Origin of the sequence: Pseudomonas sp. FG-3G, assembly GCF_901007645.1 — a bacterium.
Classification (GTDB): Bacteria; Pseudomonadota; Gammaproteobacteria; order Pseudomonadales; family Pseudomonadaceae; genus Aquipseudomonas; species Aquipseudomonas rhizophila.
Window position 1 is genome coordinate 212,120 of sequence record NZ_CAAKGZ010000025.1, and the last position, 24,532, is coordinate 236,651.

The window sequence follows — 24,532 nt, forward strand, 5'->3', positions numbered from 1 at the left end:
TTAAGTTCTTTTTATTCATAGGCTTATTACATCAATAGCCTGATAAATCCAATTCGCAGTGCATTAATCCCTGGCTTCCAACCGATGCTCTACAAACCAGCGATAAGCATCGCCCAGCCCTTCCTCCAGATCTATCGTCGCTTGCCAGCCCAGTGCGCGAAGCCGCGAGACATCCATCAACTTACGCGGAGAACCATCAGGCTTGCTCGCATCAAAAGACAGCTGCCCCTTGTAGCCGGTGACCTTGGCGATGGTCTGTGCAAGCTCTCGGATTGTACAGTCTCTACCAGTCCCCACATTGATATGCGATAGCATTGGCTGGGTGTTTTCCTGATAGGTAGCACCATCAAGCTCCATCACGTGGACGCTGGCCGCAGCCATGTCATCGACATGCAGGAACTCGCGCATGGGGTTGCCGCTGCCCCAGATAACCACTTCGGCTTGGTCGGTCTGCACAGCCTCATGGAAGCGGCGAAGCAATGCTGGAATCACGTGGCTGTTTTGTGGGTGGTAATTATCATGGGGCCCATAAAGGTTGGTCGGCATGACGCTACGGTAATCGCGGCCATATTGACGATTATAGCTCTCGCACAACTTGATCCCGGCAATTTTGGCGATCGCATACGGCTCGTTGGTTGGCTCCAGAATCCCCGTCAGCAACGCGTCCTCCTTCATAGGCTGAGTCGCATGCTTGGGATAGATGCAGGAAGACCCAAGAAACAACAAGCGTTGAACATCCGATGCATGAGCAGCCTGAATCACATTCGCCTGAATCATCAAGTTGTCATAGATGAAGTCTGCGGGGAATGTATTGTTAGCGTGAATTCCCCCCACCTTGGCGGCAGCCAGATACACCTGATCAATTCGGTGCGCAGCGAAGTAGGCGCGTACCGCCCGCTGGTCCAGCAGATCCAGTTCGTCCCGCCTGGCGCAAAGGATGGAGCGATAGCCCAGGGCCTGGAGACGACGCACGATAGCCGAGCCAACCATGCCTCGATGGCCGGCGACGAAAATGTTCTGGTTCAATTCGCGGGACATCATCAGTTCTCCACAGCGACCGGAACTTCGTGACCATGTTGTTTGAGTAAGGCGTGGCGCTGAGCGGCCTTGAGGTCTTCACGGACCATTTCAGCACACATCTCCTGCACAGTGATTTCCGGCACCCAGCCAAGGTTCTTTTTGGCTTTGCTCGGATCTCCCAGCAAGGTCTCAACCTCGGCAGGTCGAAAATAACGCGGGTCGACACGTACGATTACGTCCCCGACATTCAACGCCGGCGCCAACTCGCCGTCAATGCGCTCGACCACAGCTCGTTCTTCTATACCCTCGCCTTCAAAGCGCAAGGTAATCCCTAGTTCAGCCGCAGACCAGCGCACAAACTCACGTACTGAATACTGAACACCTGTGGCGATCACATAATCTTCCGGTTGGTCCTGTTGCAGCATCATCCACTGCATGCGCACGTAGTCCTTGGCATGCCCCCAATCGCGCAATGCGTCCATATTGCCCAGGAACAAACACTGCTCCAATCCTTGAGAAATATTCGCCAAGGCTCGGGTGATCTTGCGTGTTACGAAAGTCTCACCACGGCGTGGAGATTCATGGTTGAAAAGGATGCCATTGCAGGCATACATGCCATAGGCTTCGCGATAGTTCACGGTAATCCAGTAAGCATACAGTTTTGCCACAGCATACGGAGACCGAGGGTAGAAAGGAGTCGTTTCCCTTTGCGGAATCTCCTGCACTAGACCATACAACTCGGAAGTCGATGCTTGATAAAAACGGGTTTTTTTCTCCAATCCCAACAAGCGAATAGCTTCAAGAATCCGCAAGGTGCCCATCGCATCGACATCAGCAGTGTATTCGGGTGACTCGAAACTCACCGCAACGTGAGACTGGGCCCCTAGGTTGTAGACCTCATCCGGCTGAACTTCTTTGATGATTCGGGTGAGGTTCGAAGAGTCGCTCAAGTCACCGTAATGGAGGACAAAATTGCGGTTATCGACATGTGGATCCTGGTAGATATGATCGACACGTTGAGTGTTAAATGAAGAAGCTCGACGTTTGATACCGTGGACTTCGTAACCTTTTTCGAGTAGCAGTTCAGCCAAATAAGAACCATCCTGCCCCGTAACCCCGGTAATTAAAGCTCTTTTCATGCGACTACTCTCCCAGTCTTTTTTAAGTTCTAGCAACGACAGATGAATCCGTCTCACCGCGCGAAGGAGGCAATATCACCTCTCTTCTGAAATAGGGTATAAACCTCTTGAAATACCAATAAAAAACAAGTGGAAAAACCAAAAAATCCATCAAGTTAAATAAATAAAATATATCGAATGCAGCACGAAACAGGTACAGCAAAAGCACAATCATCAACAAATACTGCCTATCTAGCATCAATCTAATCAATGAAATAACAAAAATAAACACAAAGAAAAATATTGAAACACCAAAAAAAGAATGCAACCTCAAGAAAGCACTATGAGGATTACCTCCAAAGGCTTCGACCATCGGCACGCTCGTTAGATCTACTCCAGCCAAAAAACCAGTCAGATCCAAATGCGCAAAATAATCCTGAGCTATATAATATCTATCGCTTTCCAAACCTGCAGCCAAATTTGTACGAGATTGCAAAAGAGCATAAAAATACTCCCAACCAAAAGCCAAAACAACAACACTTACAATAGCCATCACAGAAACCGCAAGAATACTTCTTCGCCACAAGACACATAACAGAAGCACAAAAGAGACAAAGATCCCGTTACGACTATACAAAGGAATACTTATTAAAAACACCAAAAAAAACAATGTCACAGATATAGATTTACCCGCATACTCCCTAGAAAAAATATATCCACTTGCGAGTGCCAGCAATATTCCAGAATATACATTTCGACTTGACCCAGAAAGAACCCTGTTAAACTCCGCCGCCCCATACCCCTCTATCAAAATCAACCAAAGAGTAACAACCAAAAACACAAAGAAAGGAAGTTCAAAGAACACCCATGTCTTCCTAAACTCCACTGCATACCATGCGACACCAAGCCCCGAAACAAAAACAAAAACCGTGAAAACACTTCTATATTCCGACCAATCATAGTTAAACAACGAAAAGACGAACAAACAAAAAAACAAAAGCACTATACCAAAAAAAGACAAACCACGCCGTTCTCGAGAAACCGAAAGCATAATAGCAAATACTGCAACCCCGACGACCACTGCCGCTGTACGATAGCTAATCTCTCCATAATAAAAAGCCAGCGTAGAAAAAATAAGATACATACACGCACAAAAAAATGCGCTACCTCGAAGGACAGCGACCACTTAAATCTCCCTCACGAAATGAATTCGGCTCATCATTCCAACTCAGCCCACCCCAAAATTTCGGCCGACGGAGATAACTTACTTGCCGCCAATATTTCCACATCGCATTTCTTTAGCTCGTGTTTTAGCGCTTTTATCACTGACACTACACCAACACCATTTTCGCCAACTGCGGTTTTATGCAATTCGAAACCGCACTCATTCAAATTTAACGGTTTCGGCAGCAGCTCGTCCTTGAAAATTATGCTAGAAGCATCATGCCCATAAAAGTGCGGCCCCTGAAAGTCCAGACCATGAACAATTATTTTCTTAAACCCCATCATTTTGGCCAAAATAGTCAACCCAACAACACTCGATACGGCTTGAGGCAAACCGTGGGTTTCTGCACACATCTGTGCTACGACAGGAGCGACTCCTTTACTGCCAAAAATCCTGAAATGTTGATCCCTCATAAAATATGCTTTATCCGAATACAACATACCGATAAGGCGCACTGAGTTTTTTAACTCAGACAAATTCTTAAAAATAACTTTTGAATTCGTAAAAACATTAAACTTCTCCAAAGCATAATATGTCTGATAGGTGTTCACAAAAAAACGCAAATCCTTAATCGACGCATTTTCAATGAAATGCAAGTCAGCATCATTACATTTCAAAAAAGAATAATTAAAACCTATAACAAATGACCTTGTACGATCAATTGTTTCATAGGAATGATTCAGGCTCCAACCTGATGCAAGAATATGACACTCAAGCGAAGAATCGAACCTATTAAGAGAAGCAACAAACTCCTGCATCCCCAGACGCTTTAGTTTTGAAGCTCGCAACCACTGTACGATGGACTCTAACCGAAGTATCAATCGTGTACACAGGAGCTGAAGCGCCAGCGGCAAATTCCCAAGAGCCGCCCTGACATGTTTTTTACTTAACATAAAAATCATTCATTTTGACAGGGGTATTTTTATCAATTTCGCGAGTCGACACGCTACCAACTACACTTCCCATCAGCTTTGGATGCAAGCCAAATCCTGGCCTGACGCTCCTAACCGAATCAGCAGTGATGACTTCACCAGCTTTCAATTTTTTCACAAAATACAATGATCGCCGAAACTGCACATTCCCTTGCTCACTTGACTTCCGACCATAATCAACCTTACCCAGCGCAGCCCATGCAGTCTTACTATCCCGACACAAGGCTACCAGTTCTGCAGGCTCGAGTGAGAAACTGTCATCGGGACCACCACCGCTCCGATCAAGAGTGAAATGCTTTTCAATGATTGAAGCGCCCAGTGCAACACTGGTTATGGCAGTAGTGTTGTCCAATGTATGGTCGGACAAACCAGTCACCAGCCCATGACGCTGGATCATGTCAGGTATTGTACGTAGGTTATAATCATGTGCCGGAGCAGGATAACCACTTACACAGTGAAGTATTGCTAGCTCTTTACAACCCCCCTCACGAGCAGCCTCGATAGCTTCCGCTATCTCCTCGGCGTCGGCCATCCCGGTGGAGATAATCATGGGCTTACCGGTGCTGGCAACATATTTTATGAGAGGTAAATCAATAGCCTCAAATGACGCTATTTTATAGGCCGGAGCATTTAATCCTTCCAGCAGATCGACTGCCGTACTGTCGAAGGGCGAACTGAAAATCGTAATATCTAATTTACGCGCATAATCAAAAAGCGGCGCATGCCATTCCCAAGGCATGTGAGCCTCTTGATAGAGTTCATAAAGCGTCCGTCCATCCCATAGCCCACCACTGATTTTGAAATCCGGAGAGTCACAATCCAGCGTAATGGTATCGGCAGTATAAGTTTGCAACTTGATCGCGTCAGCACCAGCCTTTTTTGCTTCTTCGATAATTCTCTTCGCGGTTTCATAGTTACCGTTATGATTAGCAGACAACTCGGCTATAATATACGGTGACTCATCAACCCCAATTTTTCGACCTGAAATAGTGATACTAGGATTCGGCATATTATTGATTCCCATCTTCTGGCTGCCATTCATTGCTCAATAAACCAAAGCAGATGACCGCATGATAATTTTCGCCATCGTAGTGCTGATCGCGCAGAGTACCTTCCTGCTGAAATCCCAAACCATGATGAAACTGAATTGATCGCTCATTGAACGCGAGTGACTGACCACAGACCTTATGCAGATTGAGGTTATTAAAAGCATACTCTAGAGCTGCTTTTCCCAACTTCCGACCAGTGCCTTTAACAGCATCCGGTGCAATGTAGAACCCCCAGTCCGCCACTCCGTGCGAACTCAGCTCCGTAATATTCACAAAGCCTTGAGGTTTTTTATCTATCTCGAAAACCAGTAGGTGTTTGTGTGAATCTTGAGAAGCACGCTCAAACCACGTGCGATGCTCTTCGATTGAGATTTCATGTTGGGTGTACATATAACGACGAATGTCGGGATGATTACGCCATCCAAGGACAACATTCAGATCATCCGCTGTCATTTTACGTATCGATAAATGCACTGCCTGCGAATTATCCATTCGTATCACCCATTTGCTTGATAACTTTCTGAACCCCCAAGCCATCGCAGATTCTGCGTGCATTCTCACTCAGTTCTGTCAATGCTCTCTCGTTCGCCAAGGCACGTATGGCGGCTGGCAATTTCTTGGGAATATCCCGAACCTGTTCGATCAACTCAACACATCCAGAACTTAACAGTGCCGCAGCACCTGATTTTTGATTGTCCGCCAATACCACCATTATTGTGGGAACTCCCAGACAGCATCGCTCCCAAGAAGTAGCTCCGGCTGCCCCGATAACGAGGTCCGCCGATACCATTCGCTCGCCCATATCGGTAACATTAACCAGCACTTCGGTTGACCATGGCATATTGGTCGCAGCGTCAGCTACATCTGCCAAGTTAGGTGCTTTGAGACCCATCACAACGCTAATTCGGCAGTTCGCTGGCAAAGGACATGTTTTCAAGGCTTCCAACGTCACTCGAGTAGCATTCGCCTGGTCAACTCCTCCCATAGTAATCAGAATATGTTGGAGCTCTGGGGAGTGTCGCCGCTCCAGACTTTGTTCGCGGAGTCTGGCGAATTCGGGTCGCAGCAGCGCGTATTGCGGACCGACCATTAACCGGCAATCATTAGGTACCAATGTCGAGTAATCCCGCTCCGTGTGTCCCAGATTCTGGTCAAGTAATAAATCACAGACATGTGTGCGATCAGCCAGATCGTCAATCACCAAAAGACGGGGAGCAAACGCTTGGAGCGACGTTTCCCATTGCGCATCCAAGGCATAATGATCGACGACTAGCCAGTCAGGTTTTAAGTTTTCAAGAATCTTACGACAGGCTTCCGCATCCTGTAATTGAGTGACACCTAACCAATGAGTATGTGCTGGCTCAACAGATTGTCGAACCGGACCGCCCGAGGAGGCAGTGCTGTCAACCGTGCTCAAACGATGGATATTGAATCCCTTGCCACGAATAAAATCCAGCAAGTGTCCTGGATGCTCACGGCAAATGAAGTGGCATTCAGCCCCCTCAAGCCGAAGAGCATCGGCCAACGTCAGGCAACGCATGACGTGCCCGCTACCTATTAGCAGCGACGCGTCCACTCGGAAAGCCACGGTGGTCTTGTTCACCATGCCGTCCAACCACCGTCCACTACCACGTTAGTACCGTTTACAAAAGACGCCGCCGAGGAGGCAAGAAACAAGATCGGTCCCATTATCTCTCTGGCTTGGCCAATACGCCCCATAGGGACTTTCTGTGCGAGTTTGGCAATAAACTCCGGAGCGGCCTGTTGGACTTGGATTGACGGAAATGGACCAGGTGAAATTGAATTGATACGGATACCCTCCTTACCAAACTCACATGCTGCGTATTTGCTCCAGTGGATTATTGCGGCCTTGGCCGCACCGTAAAAAGGAGGATTGGTTCCCGCAGCAGTGTCATAAATTCGAGCATCCGGGCTGACCACGCCATACATCGACCCGACATTGATGACCGATGCTTCGCCCGCGGAGCACACAGCTCGCCGCATCGCCGGCAGGGCGCATTTTAGAACGTTATGAGCGGCCACCAACGATACTTCATAAGCATCGATATAATGTTCACCGCTGCTGGTTTCCACCGTACCACCGCCCCCTGCGTAGGCATTATTGATCAATACATGTAGCTCACGCGGGGCAAATCCGTCCATAAATTCCCGCACTTGTATTTCGTCGCCCACATCGAATACCGCCAACTCAGCGGAAAAACCTTGGCTCAACAGCTCCTCAACTAGCAAGGTACCACGCTCAAAGGAACGGGAATTAACCAATACATGCGCGCCTGCAGCAGCCACAGCATTGCTCATCGCTGCGCCCAAGTACCCCGTCGCACCAGTTATCAGTACCGTTTTGCCCGTCAATGAAAACAGCTCTGTTCCTTTGCTCAATCTCACCCCCTCAACCAACATGCCGGATTCAATGCCTGCTCCGTCAACAGAGGGCGGGAAGCCAACAGCGCTGATATTTGCCAAGGCTCTAACGACGGTTGGGAGAACAGATCCAGATTTTCCAATAGCTGTTCAGTATTCTCCATTCCAACGGCAATTCCATCGACCCAAGTCAATGCACGCAAGTAGGCGAAACAAAGATCCACAATGCTGTTGCGCCCTAAAATCGAGACCTGACTCTCCAACCATTCACGCACCGTTGCCGAATCATCCACATGAGCTGAGCGCCAACTAGCCTCATTGTCATTTACCAGTAGCCCCTGTAACAAGGCGCTACGCACATGGACGATGAGCGACCGGCCTTGTTTGGCTTCCTCAATGAGTGGTATCGAGTCGTCCCAACGCCAATCCAGAAGGTTGCAGGGCAGTTGGATATGGCTGACCAGCGGCTCTACCAAAGCTCGGTGCAGCTCTGCCGGGTTCTGCACAGAAACACCTAATGCCGCGATGACGCCTTGCTGCCGTAACTCGCCGAGCCTTTCCCAAGCCGCCCCTTGCCATTGAACAAGCTGGGCAGCACGGTGCAGCATGACTACATTCAGCGTCTTTGTTTCCAAGTGGTGGCATGACTCGAAAATACTGGCATCTACAGCCGCTCGCACCCACAAGGGATCAGCATCATCTGGACAATCGGCCAAAGGACTGAGTTTGGTAATGACAGTGGCGCGCCCTTCCCACCCGCCCTTGAAAGCAGTCCCCACAACGGTCTCGCTAGAGCCATAAGCCCGCGCGGTATCGATATACTTGACGCCGTTGGTCACTGCTATACGAAGCATTTCACAAGCCTGGACGAGATCAGGACGACCGAATTTATTGCTCACTCCGTAATCCAGCCCGAGCTGCACGGTACCAAATACCAGCTTGTCAGGCTTTTGAACTACGATCGGCCGGTCCGGTGAGACCTCCAGCCGTTGCATCAACTCTTCACAGGGTACATTCACAGCGTCTGTAACCGAGCTGAACACCCTTTGGACCAGCAGATAATCGTCGAGGTTGTCGACAGTGCAGCGCAACAGTCCCAGTCTGCGAGATTTATAACGCTCAAAATAACGACGACCAAAACGCCTGATGATCAAAGGCGTTACGTGCTCGGTATCAAAAGCATCAACAGCATTGTCCAAAGCCCAGCGCAGGTGCCCGAGCCGCGTAACTTCGGCGCTGACTCCGTAAGGCAAACCGGACTCCATACCGTTGCAACAGAGGTACTCACACTCGTCCTGAACGAAGGCCTCTTCGATTTCATCTAACAAACGACCATCTGGAAAAATATTGTCTGCGGTCAAACGAAAAACAATGGCCTCATCATGGTAGGCCTCCAATGCTCGGACTATACGTTCCAGAGGATTTTCCAGACTTCCCCGAAAGCAACTCAAGCTATGAGCCTTGAGCACGTCGGCGAGCGCATCATCACTAGCCAAGCAGGAAGTTGCAACGATCACTTCCCGCCCGGTGTTAGCCGCACGCTTCGCTGCCAATACCGCCAGCGGAATACCATTGACAGGCAATAGCACTTTGCCAGGAAGGCGAGATGAGGTAGTTCTCGCCTGCAATACTGCAATACTTGTCATGAAACGGCCTTTCGCAACGAAGCAACTACCTTATCCTGCTGCTCATCGCTCATGGTCTGGAACATCGGGATGCTGATGGCTTCACGATAGTAATCTTGCGCTGCCGGAAAGTCCTCAGGCTTGAAGCCCATCTGCGCATAGTAAGGCTGGGTGTGAACCGGAATGTAATGCAGGTTCACGCCAATCCCTTGCTCACGCAGCGATTCGAATACCTGGCGGTGGGTCTTGCTGATTTTATCCAGTTGCAAACGAATCACATAAAGATGCAGGCCCGAGTAGCTGTCGGCGTGTTGCCAAGGAACTGTGACTGGCAACGCCACCAACAGATCGTTATAGCGCGCAGCCAATTGATGGCGGCGAGCAATATATTGATCCAAGCGCTCCATCTGACTGACGCCCAAGGCAGCCTGCAGTTCAGTCATTCGGTAGTTGAACCCCAGATCAATCTGCTGGTAATACCAGGGACCATCCGACTCATGAGTCATCTGTTGCGCATCACGGGTAATGCCGTGGCTACGCAGCAGAGCCATTTTTTTGGCCAGCTCGGCGTCGTTGGTCAAAGCCATACCACCTTCAGCGGTGGTAATGATCTTTACCGGGTGAAAACTGAATACAGTAATGTCGCTATATTTTCCATTCCCGATAAATTCGCCTTGGTATTTGCCGCCGATGGCGTGGGAGGCGTCCTCGATCACTTTGAAGCCATAGCGCTGGGCCAATGCGTGGATCGCCTGCATGTCGCAGGGTTGACCACAGAGGTGGACAGCCACAACAACTTTGGGCAGCGCATCTTCTCGTTTGGCCTGCTCCAGCTTGCGCTCCAGCGCCAGCGGGCAAAGGTTGTAGGAGCGTGGATCGATATCCACGAAATCAACCTGCGCCCCACAGTACAAACCGCAGTTGGCAGAAGCCACGAAGGTAATGGGGCTTGTCCACAAACGGTCACCTGGGCCGAGACCCAGTGCAAGACAAGCGATATGCAGCGCGGACGTCGCGCTGTTCACCGCCAGCGCATGGCTGGCACCCACATGCTGGGCGACCTGCTGTTCGAAGCGGGGCACCATAGGGCCTTGGGTGAGGAAGTCGGATTGCAACACCCCAATCACGGCATCAATGTCAGCTTGGGTTATGTCCTGGCGACCGTACGGGATCATGTATCAGATACTCCCGATCTTGGCTTCGTTTAGGGTGATCCAACTCTTAAGATCTTCGTCGCTCATCCACTCAGTGTTGTTGTCACTGGCGTAAACGAAGCCTTCTGCGACCTTCTTGCCGTCTTTAATACGTTTGGGGCAGGTTGCCCATTCGTTGATGACCGGCAGGATCTTGAAGTGCTCAGGGTACTCGTACGTGTAGTAGGAGTCTTCGGCGCTGATCATTTGCTCATGCAGTTTTTCGCCAGGACGAATGCCAACGATCTTCTGGGTAGCATCAGGCGCAACAACACGAGCGAGATCTGTCACTTTCATCGATGGGATTTTCTTAACATATATCTCACCGCCCTCCATGTCTTCGAAGGCATGCCAAACCAGCTCAACGCCCTCTTCCAGGGAAATCATGAAACGGGTCATGCGTTCATCGGTGATCGGTAACTCACCTTTGTCCTTGATCGACATGAAGAAAGGGATGACTGAACCACGCGATCCCATCACGTTGCCATAACGTACTACTGCCATGCGGGTTTCGTGACCGCCGGCGTAGGAATTACCGGCAACAAACAGCTTATCGGACGCCAACTTGGTGGCGCCGTACAGGTTGATCGGGCTGCTGGCCTTGTCAGTGGACAACGCAACTACTCGCTTGATGCCTTTGTCGATGCAGGCATCGATCAGGTTCATCGCGCCGTTGATGTTGGTCTTGATGCACTCGAAGGGGTTGTATTCCGCGGTTGGCACGATCTTGGTCGCTGCTGCGTGAACCACATAATCAACACCGTCCAGAGCCCGGTACAAGCGCTCCTTGTCGCGGACGTCGCCGATGAAGAATCGAACGCGGGAATCACCCTCGAATTTCTTCGCCATGTCCCATTGCTTCATTTCATCTCGGGAAAAGATGATGATCTTTTTCGGGTTGTATTTGGCCAGGGTCATCGGCACAAACGTGTTACCAAAAGAGCCGGTACCGCCGGTGATGAGAATGGTTTTGTTGGTGAACATTGACGCGTCCCTTGGTTGCTTCCTGCACGAAGTCAGGATTGAAATAAACGATAAGGTGCGGGGGTGAGGCGATAGAAGCTCCACGATTTCCAGCACAAAACGACAAAAAAGCTAACGCACAGCCCCAGCGGTACTGCAAGAAGAGGCCAAGCCTGCGCAAAAATCCAGGTCGCCAGAACGAAAATGATCAAACTGGCTATGTGGCTATGAACGATCGGCTTATCACGACCTTGGGCATATAACCCAAAGTGGGGAATCATGCCAACAGCGTATAAAACCGTCGCAAGAAGGATCCAGACGAAAAGCCCCTCCTGCTCACTGTAAAGCGGCTTGCCCAGCCAAGCCAGCAATGGGCCTATCGTAACCAGTGCGACTACCGAAAAAGCGCCGCAAAGACCAACGGTCTGCAGCAACAACCTGCGTATACCTCGATGAAAACCGATTGGGTCGCGCTGCTGGTAGGCGCTGATCAGCCCTGGATAAGTAAATGCAAATACACCAGCATCCAGAAATGACATCAACGCCATACTGACGCCCATGAACAAGACATAGGCCCCCAACACGTCCAATCCCGCCAGGTCCTGGAGCCAGTAGCGATCCAGAGTGAAGACCCCCCGAATGGCCAAGGTCGCAATCAGCAACGCGGACGCTACCTTCAATCCCTTGATGATCCAGATCCAGTCAACATCTTGCCGCCAACCAGATAGCCCCATGCGCTTGACGCGGTATACACCCAAAAAAAGCGCTGTCGCCGATCCCAGCGTCCAGGCTCCAAATACCATGTCCAGATTTCGCGTATCAGGTTCAACGAACATCAACCCCGTGATCAGGACGGCCCAGACCCCCGCGCGAAAAAACAGTATCAGGCTCGCAAAGAGTTGATCCGAAATCGCAATCAGCAAGCGACCCAATTCCTGAGTCAGATGTTCCAGTATCAGCAAAACGAAGAACCAGCCGACAACCTTCATTGGGAGCAAGCCTTCGATAAAAACCAGACTCAGCACCGGTAAAAAAATGGCGTAGAGCACCAGGGTCAAAACCCCTTGCGCCTTGAGTAACCCCCCCCATTCCTGACGCTCGCGCTTGAGCAGCTCACGAGTGCTATAGGTATAAAAATCGAATCCGAGAAAATACAGCGAATAACCAACGGTCGCAGCCAACAAGCCATAGAGACCTAGCTCGGCCGGTTCTAAAAAACGGGCAAGAAAAAAAATCAGCAAAAATTTGCTGACAAGCGTCACGCCACGAATTGCAACATTGGAAATCTGTAAAAAATTTCGAACAGGCATTAAATTGGTCTTTTCACGTTCATACCTGATAACAGCCGCATAAAAAGCACTTTTTATCCTTGTGTTTGATTCTTAACACGGTGCCGCTCCCAAGACTACGCCGTCGCTTTCATGAGAAAGCGATCACTTAACTATCTGTCGCCTCCATTCTCATGACTGCTTGATTAGGCTGCAACAACAGGCACCAACGGTACAATTGGTTAGTTGGCGATTGAGCACCTGACCAGCAAAATGCCCCTTTCATCCCGTCCATGGCCAGATGCACAGCAGCTATCCCAGCATGATCGCAGTGTAGGACACAGACGTTTTTCACCCAGAAAGAGGGATGTTCCTATCCGCAACTGTCAACACACGAGGCGCTCACGCTTGCATAATAGAACACACGCACTCGCAACCTTGCCGGCCAAGGTTGTCTTGCGCACTGCGCACTCTAATCTTGACGAGGCTTGCACTGCACAAGATACCCGCGTCAATCTGGGTCATCAGGCGCTTGGGTATCGTGGCCTAGCTTGCATTTCCCTCCCTTTCTCATCCCAGGTGATCACCTGCTTCACAATCCATTCTGGTTAGTGATGGCATCCATCAACTTGTCATCCTGCTCGATGATGCAGTGACCCAGTTGGCCCCAGGCCAGTAACCACTCAGAAGGCACACTCAGCCTACGCGTATTATGCCTGCTCTCGATCAAAATGGCTTTAGGGTCACCCACATACGAGCTTGGATGTCCGATCCAGGCAATGTCCATATTAGCCGGAGCCCGCTTTCGCCAAGCAGTTCGTCTTTTTTGTACATGACCATCGAGACGATCACACACCAACTCCAACCCCGTCGGGAGGCACCAAGCTAGCCCGGGCGTGACATAAAAATTAGACAACAGCGCGTTGAACTTTTCTTGCGCACCAAAAAAGCCTGCCTGCACTGGATAATACCTAATGCCGACAGGCTCGATAAAACCGAACAGAGATCACTTATACTTTATATAATTCATGCCGGTGAATGGCATTCAGTCGAGACTGGTTTGGCCACCACGTTGCTCTTCCGCATTGCGATTCAATACAAACCTGATCAATGCGACAAACCCTCCCAATAGCAACCCCGCCAAGAACCCCAACACTAGGAGCAAACCCTTTTTAGGCTTTATCGGATTATCGGGCACCTCAACACTACCATCCTGCCGATACACCGCAATACTTTCAGCGTCGATATTTAATTTACGATAAAAGCTGTACCTCATTTGTAACGAGCGCAAATCCTTAATAAAAGCATCATCGGAAGATCTAGTCTCCAATGCATCAATCTCAGCCGCCAGCGCTTTACTTCCCCGCTGGTAGTCCATTTTGTTTCCAGTTTCTACGGTGATATCTACTGCGGCGGTGGAGTTAATTGCCGGGGTAATCAGACCAATGGACTTAGCAACCTTCAACGCTTCGCGCAGCTGTTGAATACGGTCCTCGCGTACGCGCTGTGCATTCTCACGCAAGCTGACAATTCGTTGCTCTAGGTTACGCGCCCTGACCGAGGCTTCAGCCGTGACGTTCTTAATCAACTCAGACTCAGCGGCCTGACTAGCACGCTGGACATAGCTCTTCGCCCACTCAGCGGCTTGAGCAGGATCTGCGCCTTGAACGACAATCGAGAAACGGTCAGGCGTATCTTTACCAGGCCCCTTTATTACCAGATCTCGGGAGAAGCGATCGTACAAGCTATCAAGCGTCCCCTTCCGCCTAGACTCATCAAGTGAAGGAAGGTAAACCTCATTAAAGAACTTCTGACGAAGCGTCTCCGCCTGAAGATTGCGAGCAAAAACATCATAAACGTGTCGGATAGAATAAATATCCAGCTCCGTACTTTTCCCACGACCATAATTCAACTCAGCAATATCATTCTGAGTAGGCGGCACAATAAAAAGCTTGGCTTCATAGACAGGCTTACTGAGAAACGCATAAAAGCCAGCGCCAACAGTAACTAGAAGAGAGACACCCAGAATGAGCCATTTTTGTGCCCAGAGCCCCCGAACAAGTTCGATCAGATCAATTTCATCATCACGACGCGCATCAATACGATCATTTTGCATGGAAAGCCTCGCTTGGCATCACGTTCGTGTACACACCAAACGCATCAAAAGGCAAGACGGGCAAGGCCGCGTCGGACTGAGCGGCAAACTGAGTTAGATTAAATACGAACAAAACGCACCCAAAGTCAGAAAAAATTGTAGACAGTGATCCTTACCAAGACTGCTGGGCCACGCATCCATTTATTTCAATCGCCTACGCGCCCCCATGAACCACGCGAGCAACGGGCCAACCATCATACCAGCGAGAAGTGACACTAGCACGCAAACTGAAACAGGAAGTTGCGGAACCGACCAGCCCAGGAACAACAGCGCGACAGGTTGGGTATTTTCAAGCACAAACAGAACGATGACTGCAGCCACTAGCAACGCGAGCAAGACGAGGGCAAAACGTTTAAAGCTGCGCATGAATTTCCCCTTGCATAAACGCCTCCTTACAGGTCATCCCCCTCCTCCTCATTGACGCGATCCCTGAGTTCCTTGCCCGGCTTGAAATGCGGGACAAATTTACCGTCCAGGCTCACGGACTGACCGGTTTTAGGATTGCGGCCCACCCGCGGGGCGCGGTAATGGAGAGAGAAGCTGCCGAAGCCACGGATCTCGATGCGGTCTCCGGTCGCCAGGCACTGGGACATTTGCTCAAGCATGGTCTTGATGGCCAGCTCCACATCTTTAGATGAGAGTAGCCCTTGATGGGTGACAATTCGTTCGATCAACTCCGACTTCGTCATATTTTTCCCTTCTTTTTCAAGCAGCTAGGAAAATCGCTTGAAAAGGTTTTAGCATGACCGGAAGATTTTGAACAGCCCAAGTCTTGACATATCTTCACCCTGTCGTATTTGCCCCATTTCTGCACAAGCCTTGCACTTGAGCGCATTCAGCGACAAATGACCAACATTGTGCGGGTCAGGTAGCCTGCTGGATTGAAGCCGAATGGGTATTGATCTTCATCCTTGGCATCATCGGAGCGAGTGATGACTTTGTACCCTGCGCCCTTGCACTCTTTCGCAGCGCGCTTGTGGCATTTCTCCCAGCCCGATCCCAGGCCGGAACAATCGACCTCGATGCCACTGACGCCACGCACCGCATGGGTCTTGGCGCTTGTGGTACAACCTGCCAAGGTCAATGCCGCGAATACCAGGATGAGCCTGTTCATTAATCTCCTTGAATATGCAGCACCCGACGGGGTGGTGTTTGATCTGACGCTATCGCGAGCAGGCTCGCTCCCACATTGGCCCAGGGGAGCATCCGCAGTCTAGCCCTGAATAGGTGATTGATCTGCTTAAAGAAAGAGACAGTTTGGTTGCAGGATTGGTTTCACTGCCGAGTCAGACAGAGGAGCCAACTTACAAACAGGCCCGTTTTTGCCGAATCGCGCCCACAAAAAAGGGCGACCGAAGTCGCCCTTTTTCTATGGTCTGACAGAACTCAGTTCTGCTTTTCCATTTGTGCACGCAGCAGGTCGCCCAGAGTGGTAGGACCAGCAGCAATGTCAGAGGTAGCTGGCTTGTCGCGCAGGCTCTGGATTGCTTCTTTCTCTTCAGCATCGTCTTTCGACTTGATGGAGAGCTGGATTACGCGGCTCTTGCGGTCAACGCTGATGATCTTGGCTTCTACTTCTTCGCCTTCTTTCAGAACGTTGCGCGCGTCTTCAACGCGGTCACGGCTGATTTCGGAGGCTTTCAGAGTCGCTTCGATATCGTCGGCCAGGGTGATGATGGCGCCTTTAGCGTCAACTTCTTTCACGATGCCCTTAACGATTGCGCCTTTGTCGTTCTCTTGAACGTATTCGGAGAACGGATCGCTTTCCAGTTGCTTGATGCCCAGGGAGATGCGCTCGCGCTCTGGGTCAACCGACAGGATAACGGTGTCCAGCTCGTCGCCCTTCTTGAAGCGGCGTACGGCTTCTTCGCCCACTTCGTTCCAGGAGATGTCGGACAGGTGAACCAGACCGTCGATGCCACCGTCCAGACCAATGAAGATACCGAAATCGGTGATCGACTTGATGGTGCCGGAGATTTTATCGCCCTTGTTGAACTGGCCAGAGAAATCTTCCCATGGGTTAGATTTGCACTGCTTGATGCCCAGGGAGATACGACGACGCTCTTCGTCGATGTCCAGAACCATGACTTCCACTTCGTCGCCGACTTGTACGACTTTCGAAGGGTGGATGTTCTTGTTGGTCCAGTCCATTTCGGAAACGTGTACCAGACCTTCAACGCCTTCTTCCAGCTCAGCGAAGCAGCCGTAGTCGGTGAGGTTGGTAACACGAGCGGTGACGCGGGTGCTTTCTGGGTAACGGGCTTTGATAGCAACCCATGGATCTTCACCCAGTTGCTTGAGGCCCAGGGAAACACGATTGCGCTCGCGATCGTACTTCAGAACCTTGACATCGATCTCGTCGCCAACGTTGACGATTTCCGAAGGATGCTTGATACGCTTCCAGGCCATGTCGGTGATGTGCAGCAGGCCATCGACGCCACCCAGATCGACGAATGCGCCGTAATCGGTGAGGTTCTTGACGATACCCTTGACCTGCTGGCCTTCCTGCAGCGATTCCAGCAGAGCTTCACGCTCGGCGGAGTTCTCGGCTTCCAGGACACTGCGACGGGAAACGACAACGTTGTTGCGCTTCTGGTCCAGCTTGATGACCTTGAATTCCAGCTCTTTGCCTTCCAGGTGCGTGGTGTCGCGCACTGGACGGACGTCAACCAGGGAACCTGGCAGGAACGCACGGATGCCGTTAACGTCGACAGTGAAGCCGCCTTTAACCTTACCGTTGATAACGCCCTTGACCACTTCCTCAGCTGCGAAAGCCGCTTCCAGAACGATCCAGCATTCAGCGCGCTTGGCTTTTTCACGGGACAGCTTGGTTTCACCGAAGCCATCTTCAACCGAGTCCAGCGCAACGTGAACTTCGTCACCGACGTTGATGTTCAGTTCGCCAGCGTCGTTGTAGAACTGCTCAAGCGGGATGAGTGCTTCAGACTTCAGACCAGCGTGAACGGTTACCCAGCGAGCTTGGTAATCGATATCAACGATAACACCGGTGATGATGGAGCCTGCCTGAAGGTTCAGGGTTTTCAGGCTTTCTTCAAAGAGTTCCGCAAAGCTTTCGCTCATTTTAATTCCTGTTGATTAGGGCGAAGAATACGCCCGCCTCCACACCCCAGACGGTGTGGGTTAGTTTCATATAAAAGAAGCACCGCAGGACTATGACTGGTCCCCTGCGGAGCTTCCTGGTCACCCGGCGATATCGCGAATGGCGATCTCGCTCATGATGCGTTGCAACACCTGATCGATGGACAACTCCGTGGAATCCAGCTGTATCGCGTCAGCCGCCGGCTTGAGCGGGGCTACTGCGCGCTGGGTGTCACGCTCGTCGCGTGCACGGATCTCATCTAGCAGACTCGACAGACTAACATCCTCGCCTTTGCCCTTCAACTGCAAATATCGGCGACGAGCCCTCTCCTCGGCACTGGCGGTGAGGAAAATCTTCAGCGGGGCATCGGGAAACACCACGGTACCCATGTCGCGCCCATCGGCCACCAATCCGGGTGGCTCCTGGAAAGCGCGCTGGCGCTGCAGCAACGCCTCGCGCACCGCCGGCAGTGCGGCGACCTGGGAGGCCCCGGCCCCGACGCTTTCGGTACGAATGACATTGCTGACTTCGTCACCCTCCAGAATGATGCGCTGCAGCTGACCGTCGGTCGCCGCGATGAACTGCACATCCAGATGCGCAGCCAAGGCCTTGAGCAGTTCTTCGTTGGTCAGATCGACGCCATGATTGGCCGCGGCGAACGCCAGCAGACGATACAAGGCACCCGAATCGAGCAGGTTCCAGCCCAGTTGTTTGGCCAGTATTCCGGCGATGGTGCCCTTGCCTGAACCGCTTGGGCCATCGATGGTGATAACCGGTGCCTTGATGTTCACGACTGTGCCTCTTGTGCTACTCGAATACCGACCTGGGCACACAGTGCCAGGAAGTTCGGGAACGACGTCGCGACGTTGGCGCAATCATGGATGCGGATCGGCGCACTGGCGCGCAAAGACGCAACACTGAAGGCCATGGCGATACGGTGATCACCGTGACCATGGACTTCGCCGCCGCCGATCTGGCCGCCGTCGATGATGATGCCGTCCGGCGTCGGCTGGCATTTCACGCCCAACGCGATCAGGCCGTCAGCCATCACCTGGATACGATCCGATTCCTTGACCCGAAGCTCTTCGGCGCCGGTCAGCACGGTGCGCCCTTCGGCACAGGCCGCCGCCACGAACAGTACCGGGAATTCGTCAATGGCCAGTGGCACCAGCGCTTCGGGAATCTCGATACCCTTGAGTTCAGCTGCTCGTACGCGCAGGTCTGCAACCGGCTCGCCACCCACTTCACGCTGGTTTTCCAGAGTGATGTCAGCGCCCATCAGGCGCAGGATGTCGATCACACCGGTACGGGTCGGGTTGATGCCCACATGCTCGAGCACCAGCTCGGAGCCTTCGGCAATCGAGGCGGCCACCAGGAAGAACGCCGAGGACGAGATATCGCCCGGCACCTCAATGTGGGTCGCGGTCAGTTTGCTGCCGGACTCGACGGAGGCCGTGGCACCGTTGACCGTGACCGGGTAGCCGAAGCCGCGCAGCATGCGCTCGGTGTGGTCGCGGGTCGGGGCCGGCTCGGTGACAGTGGTCTTGCCTTCGGCATAGAGACCGGCCAACAGCAGGCAGGATTTCACCTGGGCGCTGGCCATCGGCATGGTGTAGGTCAGGCCCTTGAGCTTGTTGCCACCGCGAATGGTCATTGGCGGACGACCTTCGGCCGCCGTCTCGATCACCGCACCCATTTCCCGCAGGGGGTTGGCCACGCGATTCATCGGCCGCTTGGACAGCGAAGCGTCACCGGTCAGGGTGCTGTCGAAGTCCTGGGCGGCCAGCAGGCCTGACAGCAGGCGCATCGACGTGCCGGAGTTGCCCAGGTAGATCGGCCCCGGAGCCGGCTTGAGGCCGTGCAGGCCGACACCATGAATGGTCACGCGACCGTGATGCGGGCCTTCGATGACCACGCCCATGTCGCGGAACGCTTGCAGCGTCGCCAGGGCGTCTTCACCTTCGAGAAAGCCTTCCACTTCGGTCACGCCTTCGGCCAGGGAGCCGAGCATGATCGAACGGTGGGAAATCGATTTATCGCCCGGTACACGAATACGCCCACTCAGGGAGCCACCAGGTTGTGCCAGGAAAATCAGATCGTTGGAGTTCATAGCGTCCACATAGGCCCGACGGGCCAGGATTTTACTGAAATGCTCGCGGGCCACCCTGGCGCGTGTGAAAACGCCCAGCAATTGGTGCCCGTCCCCTGCATCGACCGCGTCGCGCAAGGCGTCGAGATCGCTGCGAAATGTATCGAGTGTGCGCAGGACAGCTTCGCGGTTGGCGAGGAAGATGTCGTGCCACATGACCGGGTCGCTACCGGCGATTCTCGTGAAATCGCGGAAACCGCCGGCAGCGTAACGGAAGATCTCAAGATTTTCATTGCGTTTGGCCAATGAATCCACCAGACCGAACGCCAACAGGTGCGGCAAATGGCTGGTGGCGGCCAATACTTCATCGTGGCGCTCGACCTGCATGTGCTCGACGTCCGCACCCAGCTCGCGCCACAGGCGATCCACCACTGCCAGCGCAGCCGGATCGGTCTGCTCCAGAGGCGTCAATATCACTTTGTGACGACGAAACAGTTCGGCGTTGGAGGCTTCCACCCCGCTCTGCTCGGAACCGGCAATCGGATGACCGGGCACAAAGCGCGCCGGCATCCCGCCGAAGGCTTCGGTGGCCGCCCGCACGACATTGCCCTTGGCACTGCCGACGTCCGTGAGAATCGCCTGCCCCAGGTCCATGGTCGCCAGGCGTGCCAGCAGCTTCTCCATGGCCAGGATCGGCACAGCCAACTGGATCACGTCCGCACCCTGGCAAGCAATCGCCAGGTCGTCCTCACAGCGATCCACCACTCCCAGTTCCACCGCCAGCCGACGCGACTGCGGGTCCAGATCGACACCCACCACTTCACGACACAGACCGCTTTCGCGCAGGCCTTTGGCGAAAGAGCCGCCGATCAACCCCAGACCGACCACCACCAGGCGACCGATCATAGGTGCAGCAGGTTGCAGTGAAGTGACATCAACCACGAGCCAGAACCTTGCTCAACGCCTCGAGAAAGCGGCCGTTTTCCGCCGGCAGGCCAATGGTGACGCGCAGGTGGTTCGGCATGCCGTAGTTGGCCACCGGACGCACGATCACACCCTCGCGCAGCAAGCCCTGGAACACCGGGGCTGCGACACGGCCCAGGTCGACGCAGATGAAGTTGCCTTTGGATGGAATCCAGCTCAGGCCCAGCTCGCGGAATCCGGCTTCCAACTGCTGCATGCCAGTCTCGTTCAGGCGGCGACTTTCGGCCAGGTAGGCGTCGTCCCCGAGCGCAGCGCAGGCAGCGGCCAAGGCAAAGCTGTTGACGTTGAATGGCTGACGCACGCGGTTGAGCACATCGGCCACCACGGCGGTGGACAAGCCATAGCCAACCCGCAAAGACGCCAGGCCATAGGCCTTGGAGAACGTGCGCGAGACCAGCAGGTTCGGGTAGGCGGCGAGAAAATCCAGGCCATCGGGCAAATCGCTGCCTTCGGCGTATTCGATGTAGGCCTCATCCAGCACCACCAGCACGTGCTCGGGCACGTCCTGCAGGAAGTCGTCCAACGCCTGGGCGTCGAACCAGGTGCCGGTCGGGTTGTTTGGGTTGGCGATGAAGACGACCCGCGTGTTGGCGTCGATGGCCGCTAGCATGGCCGGCAGGTCGTGCCCCCAATCCTTGGCCGGCACCACATGGGCGTCGGCGCCGACGGCCTGGGTGGCGATCGGGTAGACCGCAAACGCATGCTCGCTGAACACGGCATTGAGACCTGGCGCCAGGTAGGCACGCGCCACCAGCTCGAGAATGTCATTGGAACCGTTGCCCAGGGTGACCTGGCTCAACTCCACGCCACAGCGCTCGGCCAGCAGGCTCTTGAGGGCGAAACCGTTACCGTCGGGATAACGAGTCAGCTCGGCCAGCTCGTCCCGGATCGCCTCCAGCGCCTTGGGGCTCGCCCCCAAAGGGTTTTCGTTGCTTGCCAGCTTGACGATGCTGGCCGGGTCCAGATCAAGCTCACGGGCCAATTCGTCCACCGGCTTGCCTGGAACGTAAGGCGAGAGTTGTTGCACGCCTGGCTGAGCCAGAGCGAGGAAGTTGCCACTCATTAGCTATCCGCCCTTAAAGAACTGCTTTGGGGTAGGAACCCAGCACCTTGAGTGCCACTGCTTCCTGACTGATTTTTTCCAGCACACCTTTTACCAGTGGATCGCGGTGGTGGCCGACAAAATCGATGAAAAACACGTAGGTCCATTTACCGCTGCGCGACGGACGGGTCTCGATCCGTGTCAGATCGATGCCATTGTCATGGAACGGCACCAGCAGCTCATGGAGCGCGCCGGGCTTGTTGCTCATGGAGACGATGATCGACGTCTTGTCGTCGCCGGTCGGCGGCACTTCCTGGCTGCCAATCATCAGGAATCGCGTGGAGTTGTCCGGGCGATCCTCGATTTTTTCCGCCAGGCGGGTCAGGCCGTAGAGGCCGGCCGCCATGTCGCCGGCAATCGCCGCCGAGTTCCATTCACCCTTGACCCGCTTGGCCGCCTCGGCGTTGCTGGAGACCGCCACGCGCTCGACATTCGGGTAGTGGGCATCCAGCCACTTGCGGCACTGGGCCAGTGACTGGGCGTGGGAGTAGATCCGGCTGATACTGTCGGTCTTGGTGTTCTCCCCCACCAGCAGGTGATGGTGGATGCGTAGCTCGACTTCGCCGCAGATCACCATGTCGTGCTCAAGGAAACTGTCCAGCGTGTGGTTGACCGCGCCTTCGGTGGAGTTTTCCACCGGCACCACGCCGAAGTTCACCGCGCCCGCCGCCACTTCACGGAAGACTTCGTCGATGGCCGCCATCGGCTTGCTGATCACGGCGTGGCCGAAATGCTTCATGGCGGCCGCCTGGGTGAAGGTGCCTTCAGGGCCCAGGTAAGCGACTTTCAGAGGCTGCTCGAGGGCCAGGCACGAAGACATGATCTCGCGGAACAACCGCGCCATTTCTTCGTTGCCCAGAGGCCCCTTGTTGCGCTCCATGACACGCTTGAGTACCTGCGCTTCACGCTCCGGGCGATAGAACACCGGCACTTCGCCTTCGGCCAGGGAGGCCATTTTCACCCGCGCCACTTCCTGGGCGCAGCGCGCGCGCTCGCTGATCAGCTCCAGGACCTTTTCGTCCAGGGCATCGATGCGCAGGCGCAGCGCCTTGAGTTCTTGCTCAGACATCAACCATGTTCCTTCTCGAACTCTGCCATGTAGGAAATCAACGCATTGACCGCGTTGATATCGACGGCGTTGTAGATGGAAGCGCGCATGCCGCCGACCGAACGGTGACCCTTGAGGTTCAGCAGCCCGCGCTCGTCAGCACCGGCCAGGAACGGCTTATCGAGACGATCGTCGGCCAGGCGGAACGGTACGTTCATCCACGAACGATCAGTCTTGTTGATCGGGTTACTGTAGAGGCCGCTGGCGTCAATGAAGTCATAGAGCGTGCGCTGCTTCACTTCGTTGAGCTTGCCGATGGCCTCGACACCGCCCTGCTCTTTGAGCCACTCGAATACCAGGCCGGACAGGTACCAGGCCAGGGTCGGCGGGGTGTTGTACATCGAGCCGTTGTCGGCGGCGACCTTGTAGTTGAGCATGGTCGGGCACAAGGAACGGGCGCGCCCCAGCAGGTCTTCGCGAATGATGCTGATCAGGATGCCGCTGGGACCGATGTTCTTCTGGGCGCCGGCGTAGATCATGCCGAAACGGGAGATATCCACAGGGCGCGAGAGGATGTCCGAAGACATGTCAGCCACCAATGGCACGTCGCCGGTTTCCGGAATCCAGTTGAATTCCAGGCCGCCGATGGTTTCGTTCGGCGCGTAATGAACGTAGGCCGCGTCCTTGGACAGGTTCCACTCGTTCTGGCCGGGAATGGCGAAATAGTCGTAGGGCTTGGCAGTGGCCGCGACATTGACGTGGCCGTAGCGCGAGGCTTCTTCGATGGCTTTCTGCGACCAGATCCCGGTGTCGATGTAGTCGGCCTTGCCGCTTTCAGGCAGCAGGTTCAGCGGGATCTGCGCAAACTGCTGGCTGGCGCCGCCCTGCAGGAACAGCACCTTGTAGTTGGAGGGGATGTTCAGCAGATCACGCAAGTCCTGCTCGGCCTTGGTGGCAATGGACACGAACTCATCGCTGCGATGGCTCATTTCCATGACGGACAGGCCCTTGCCATGCCAGTCGAGAAGTTCACCTTGGGCACGCTTCAGGACCGCTTCAGGAAGCGCCGCCGGGCCGGCACAGAAGTTATAGGCTCTCTTGCTCACATCCAATCTCGCTCTGATCTGGTGGTCACATCAATCTTGTGTTCTGCACATAGGGCCCAATGTGGGAGCGAGCTTGCTCGCGATTGCAGTGTGTCAGTCAATATCAATGCTGCTGATCCACCGAAATCGCGAGCAAGCTCGCTCCCACAGTTGCGCGTCATGTGCAGTGTCGC

Annotated in this window: 22 protein-coding genes; all 22 read right to left on the reverse strand. The window is 53.5% G+C overall.

Translation table 11 applies throughout. From position 1 onward, the window contains the following. Positions 1–63 precede the first annotated feature (63 nt). The gene (locus tag PSEUDOMOFG3G_RS18280; RefSeq protein ID WP_139050783.1) at positions 64–1,038 is read right to left on the reverse strand and encodes a GDP-L-fucose synthase; all 975 of its coding nucleotides are present in this window, start codon (positions 1,036–1,038) and stop codon (positions 64–66) included. Between the two features lie 2 nt (positions 1,039–1,040). Further along, a complete protein-coding gene (gene gmd / locus PSEUDOMOFG3G_RS18285) occupies positions 1,041–2,159 on the reverse strand; it encodes a GDP-mannose 4,6-dehydratase (protein ID WP_139050784.1) in 1,119 nt (372 codons plus the stop codon). Between the two features lie 22 nt (positions 2,160–2,181). Then, positions 2,182–3,324 carry a hypothetical protein gene (locus PSEUDOMOFG3G_RS18290; protein ID WP_139050785.1) on the reverse strand — a complete coding sequence of 381 codons (1,143 nt, stop codon included), beginning with the start codon at positions 3,322–3,324 and terminating at the stop codon, positions 2,182–2,184. 32 nt (positions 3,325–3,356) lie between these two features. Next, entirely contained in the window at positions 3,357–4,256 is a 900-nt protein-coding gene (locus tag PSEUDOMOFG3G_RS18295) for a hypothetical protein (RefSeq protein WP_139050786.1), read from the reverse strand. Continuing rightward, positions 4,246–5,304: a pseudaminic acid synthase gene (gene pseI / locus PSEUDOMOFG3G_RS18300; protein WP_139050851.1), complete on the reverse strand. Its 1,059-nt coding sequence runs from the start codon at positions 5,302–5,304 to the stop codon at positions 4,246–4,248. The genes PSEUDOMOFG3G_RS18295 and pseI overlap by 11 nt, the downstream gene beginning before the upstream one ends. A gap of 1 nt (position 5,305) precedes the next feature. Beyond that, complete coding sequence (pseH, locus tag PSEUDOMOFG3G_RS18305) at positions 5,306–5,836, reverse strand: UDP-4-amino-4,6-dideoxy-N-acetyl-beta-L-altrosamine N-acetyltransferase (protein WP_257220846.1); 531 nt, start codon at positions 5,834–5,836, stop codon at positions 5,306–5,308. Beyond that, complete coding sequence (gene pseG, locus PSEUDOMOFG3G_RS18310) at positions 5,829–6,950, reverse strand: UDP-2,4-diacetamido-2,4,6-trideoxy-beta-L-altropyranose hydrolase (protein ID WP_139050787.1); 1,122 nt, start codon at positions 6,948–6,950, stop codon at positions 5,829–5,831. Before pseG ends, pseH begins: the two co-directional genes overlap by 8 nt. Continuing rightward, entirely contained in the window at positions 6,944–7,744 is an 801-nt protein-coding gene (locus PSEUDOMOFG3G_RS18315; RefSeq protein WP_218939016.1) for an SDR family NAD(P)-dependent oxidoreductase, read from the reverse strand. Before PSEUDOMOFG3G_RS18315 ends, pseG begins: the two co-directional genes overlap by 7 nt. A gap of 2 nt (positions 7,745–7,746) precedes the next feature. Next, complete coding sequence (locus PSEUDOMOFG3G_RS18320; RefSeq protein WP_139050788.1) at positions 7,747–9,372, reverse strand: aldo/keto reductase; 1,626 nt, start codon at positions 9,370–9,372, stop codon at positions 7,747–7,749. Beyond that, entirely contained in the window at positions 9,369–10,526 is a 1,158-nt protein-coding gene (gene pseC / locus PSEUDOMOFG3G_RS18325; protein WP_139050789.1) for a UDP-4-amino-4,6-dideoxy-N-acetyl-beta-L-altrosamine transaminase, read from the reverse strand. The genes PSEUDOMOFG3G_RS18320 and pseC overlap by 4 nt, the downstream gene beginning before the upstream one ends. Before the next feature lie 3 nt (positions 10,527–10,529). Beyond that, positions 10,530–11,528, reverse strand: a complete 999-nt coding sequence (gene pseB / locus PSEUDOMOFG3G_RS18330; protein ID WP_139050790.1) for a UDP-N-acetylglucosamine 4,6-dehydratase (inverting) — start codon at positions 11,526–11,528, stop codon at positions 10,530–10,532. A 32-nt stretch (positions 11,529–11,560) separates the two neighbouring features. Continuing rightward, a complete protein-coding gene (locus tag PSEUDOMOFG3G_RS18335; protein ID WP_139050791.1) occupies positions 11,561–12,817 on the reverse strand; it encodes a lipopolysaccharide biosynthesis protein in 1,257 nt (418 codons plus the stop codon). Between the two features lie 1,003 nt (positions 12,818–13,820). Beyond that, positions 13,821–14,891 carry an LPS O-antigen chain length determinant protein WzzB gene (locus PSEUDOMOFG3G_RS18340; protein ID WP_139050792.1) on the reverse strand — a complete coding sequence of 357 codons (1,071 nt, stop codon included), beginning with the start codon at positions 14,889–14,891 and terminating at the stop codon, positions 13,821–13,823. Positions 14,892–15,071: 180 nt separating this feature from the next. Continuing rightward, entirely contained in the window at positions 15,072–15,296 is a 225-nt protein-coding gene (locus tag PSEUDOMOFG3G_RS18345; RefSeq protein WP_139050793.1) for a LapA family protein, read from the reverse strand. A gap of 26 nt (positions 15,297–15,322) precedes the next feature. Then, positions 15,323–15,619 carry an integration host factor subunit beta gene (gene ihfB, locus PSEUDOMOFG3G_RS18350; protein ID WP_047226313.1) on the reverse strand — a complete coding sequence of 99 codons (297 nt, stop codon included), beginning with the start codon at positions 15,617–15,619 and terminating at the stop codon, positions 15,323–15,325. Between the two features lie 146 nt (positions 15,620–15,765). Then, a complete protein-coding gene (locus tag PSEUDOMOFG3G_RS18355) occupies positions 15,766–16,044 on the reverse strand; it encodes a hypothetical protein (RefSeq protein ID WP_139050794.1) in 279 nt (92 codons plus the stop codon). A gap of 272 nt (positions 16,045–16,316) precedes the next feature. Beyond that, positions 16,317–18,011 (reverse strand): 30S ribosomal protein S1, encoded by a 1,695-nt coding sequence (gene rpsA, locus PSEUDOMOFG3G_RS18360; RefSeq protein ID WP_014337228.1) that lies wholly within the window; start codon positions 18,009–18,011, stop codon positions 16,317–16,319. 120 nt (positions 18,012–18,131) lie between these two features. Further along, positions 18,132–18,821 carry a (d)CMP kinase gene (gene cmk, locus PSEUDOMOFG3G_RS18365; protein WP_047226311.1) on the reverse strand — a complete coding sequence of 230 codons (690 nt, stop codon included), beginning with the start codon at positions 18,819–18,821 and terminating at the stop codon, positions 18,132–18,134. Then, positions 18,818–21,025, reverse strand: coding sequence for a bifunctional prephenate dehydrogenase/3-phosphoshikimate 1-carboxyvinyltransferase (locus PSEUDOMOFG3G_RS18370; protein ID WP_257220848.1), 2,208 nt, complete (start codon positions 21,023–21,025; stop codon positions 18,818–18,820). The genes cmk and PSEUDOMOFG3G_RS18370 overlap by 4 nt, the downstream gene beginning before the upstream one ends. 28 nt (positions 21,026–21,053) lie before the next feature. Next, positions 21,054–22,166, reverse strand: a complete 1,113-nt coding sequence (gene hisC / locus PSEUDOMOFG3G_RS18375; protein ID WP_139050796.1) for a histidinol-phosphate transaminase — start codon at positions 22,164–22,166, stop codon at positions 21,054–21,056. A gap of 13 nt (positions 22,167–22,179) precedes the next feature. Then, the gene (gene pheA / locus PSEUDOMOFG3G_RS18380) at positions 22,180–23,274 is read right to left on the reverse strand and encodes a prephenate dehydratase (RefSeq protein WP_003199233.1); all 1,095 of its coding nucleotides are present in this window, start codon (positions 23,272–23,274) and stop codon (positions 22,180–22,182) included. Next, positions 23,274–24,359 carry a 3-phosphoserine/phosphohydroxythreonine transaminase gene (gene serC / locus PSEUDOMOFG3G_RS18385; protein WP_139050797.1) on the reverse strand — a complete coding sequence of 362 codons (1,086 nt, stop codon included), beginning with the start codon at positions 24,357–24,359 and terminating at the stop codon, positions 23,274–23,276. Before serC ends, pheA begins: the two co-directional genes overlap by 1 nt. Between the last annotated feature and the right edge of the window lie 173 nt (positions 24,360–24,532).

What these genes read in the sequence shown, in the direction of transcription:
- PSEUDOMOFG3G_RS18335 (WP_139050791.1), bottom strand. Translation starts at nt 12,817, where the DNA reads ATGCCTGTTCGAAATTTTTTACAGATTTCCAATGTTGCAATTCGTGGC.
- gmd (WP_139050784.1), bottom strand. Translation starts at nt 2,159, where the DNA reads ATGAAAAGAGCTTTAATTACCGGGGTTACGGGGCAGGATGGTTCTTAT.
- pseC (WP_139050789.1), bottom strand. Translation starts at nt 10,526, where the DNA reads ATGATCCCGTACGGTCGCCAGGACATAACCCAAGCTGACATTGATGCC.
- PSEUDOMOFG3G_RS18320 (WP_139050788.1), bottom strand. Translation starts at nt 9,372, where the DNA reads ATGACAAGTATTGCAGTATTGCAGGCGAGAACTACCTCATCTCGCCTT.
- hisC (WP_139050796.1), bottom strand. Translation starts at nt 22,166, where the DNA reads ATGAGTGGCAACTTCCTCGCTCTGGCTCAGCCAGGCGTGCAACAACTC.
- PSEUDOMOFG3G_RS18340 (WP_139050792.1), bottom strand. Translation starts at nt 14,891, where the DNA reads ATGCAAAATGATCGTATTGATGCGCGTCGTGATGATGAAATTGATCTG.
- pseI (WP_139050851.1), bottom strand. Translation starts at nt 5,304, where the DNA reads ATGCCGAATCCTAGTATCACTATTTCAGGTCGAAAAATTGGGGTTGAT.
- PSEUDOMOFG3G_RS18355 (WP_139050794.1), bottom strand. Translation starts at nt 16,044, where the DNA reads ATGAACAGGCTCATCCTGGTATTCGCGGCATTGACCTTGGCAGGTTGT.
- PSEUDOMOFG3G_RS18345 (WP_139050793.1), bottom strand. Translation starts at nt 15,296, where the DNA reads ATGCGCAGCTTTAAACGTTTTGCCCTCGTCTTGCTCGCGTTGCTAGTG.
- pseG (WP_139050787.1), bottom strand. Translation starts at nt 6,950, where the DNA reads ATGGTGAACAAGACCACCGTGGCTTTCCGAGTGGACGCGTCGCTGCTA.
- pheA (WP_003199233.1), bottom strand. Translation starts at nt 23,274, where the DNA reads ATGTCTGAGCAAGAACTCAAGGCGCTGCGCCTGCGCATCGATGCCCTG.
- pseH (WP_257220846.1), bottom strand. Translation starts at nt 5,836, where the DNA reads ATGGATAATTCGCAGGCAGTGCATTTATCGATACGTAAAATGACAGCG.
- PSEUDOMOFG3G_RS18280 (WP_139050783.1), bottom strand. Translation starts at nt 1,038, where the DNA reads ATGTCCCGCGAATTGAACCAGAACATTTTCGTCGCCGGCCATCGAGGC.
- pseB (WP_139050790.1), bottom strand. Translation starts at nt 11,528, where the DNA reads ATGTTCACCAACAAAACCATTCTCATCACCGGCGGTACCGGCTCTTTT.
- rpsA (WP_014337228.1), bottom strand. Translation starts at nt 18,011, where the DNA reads ATGAGCGAAAGCTTTGCGGAACTCTTTGAAGAAAGCCTGAAAACCCTG.
- ihfB (WP_047226313.1), bottom strand. Translation starts at nt 15,619, where the DNA reads ATGACGAAGTCGGAGTTGATCGAACGAATTGTCACCCATCAAGGGCTA.
- PSEUDOMOFG3G_RS18295 (WP_139050786.1), bottom strand. Translation starts at nt 4,256, where the DNA reads ATGTTAAGTAAAAAACATGTCAGGGCGGCTCTTGGGAATTTGCCGCTG.
- PSEUDOMOFG3G_RS18370 (WP_257220848.1), bottom strand. Translation starts at nt 21,025, where the DNA reads ATGATCGGTCGCCTGGTGGTGGTCGGTCTGGGGTTGATCGGCGGCTCT.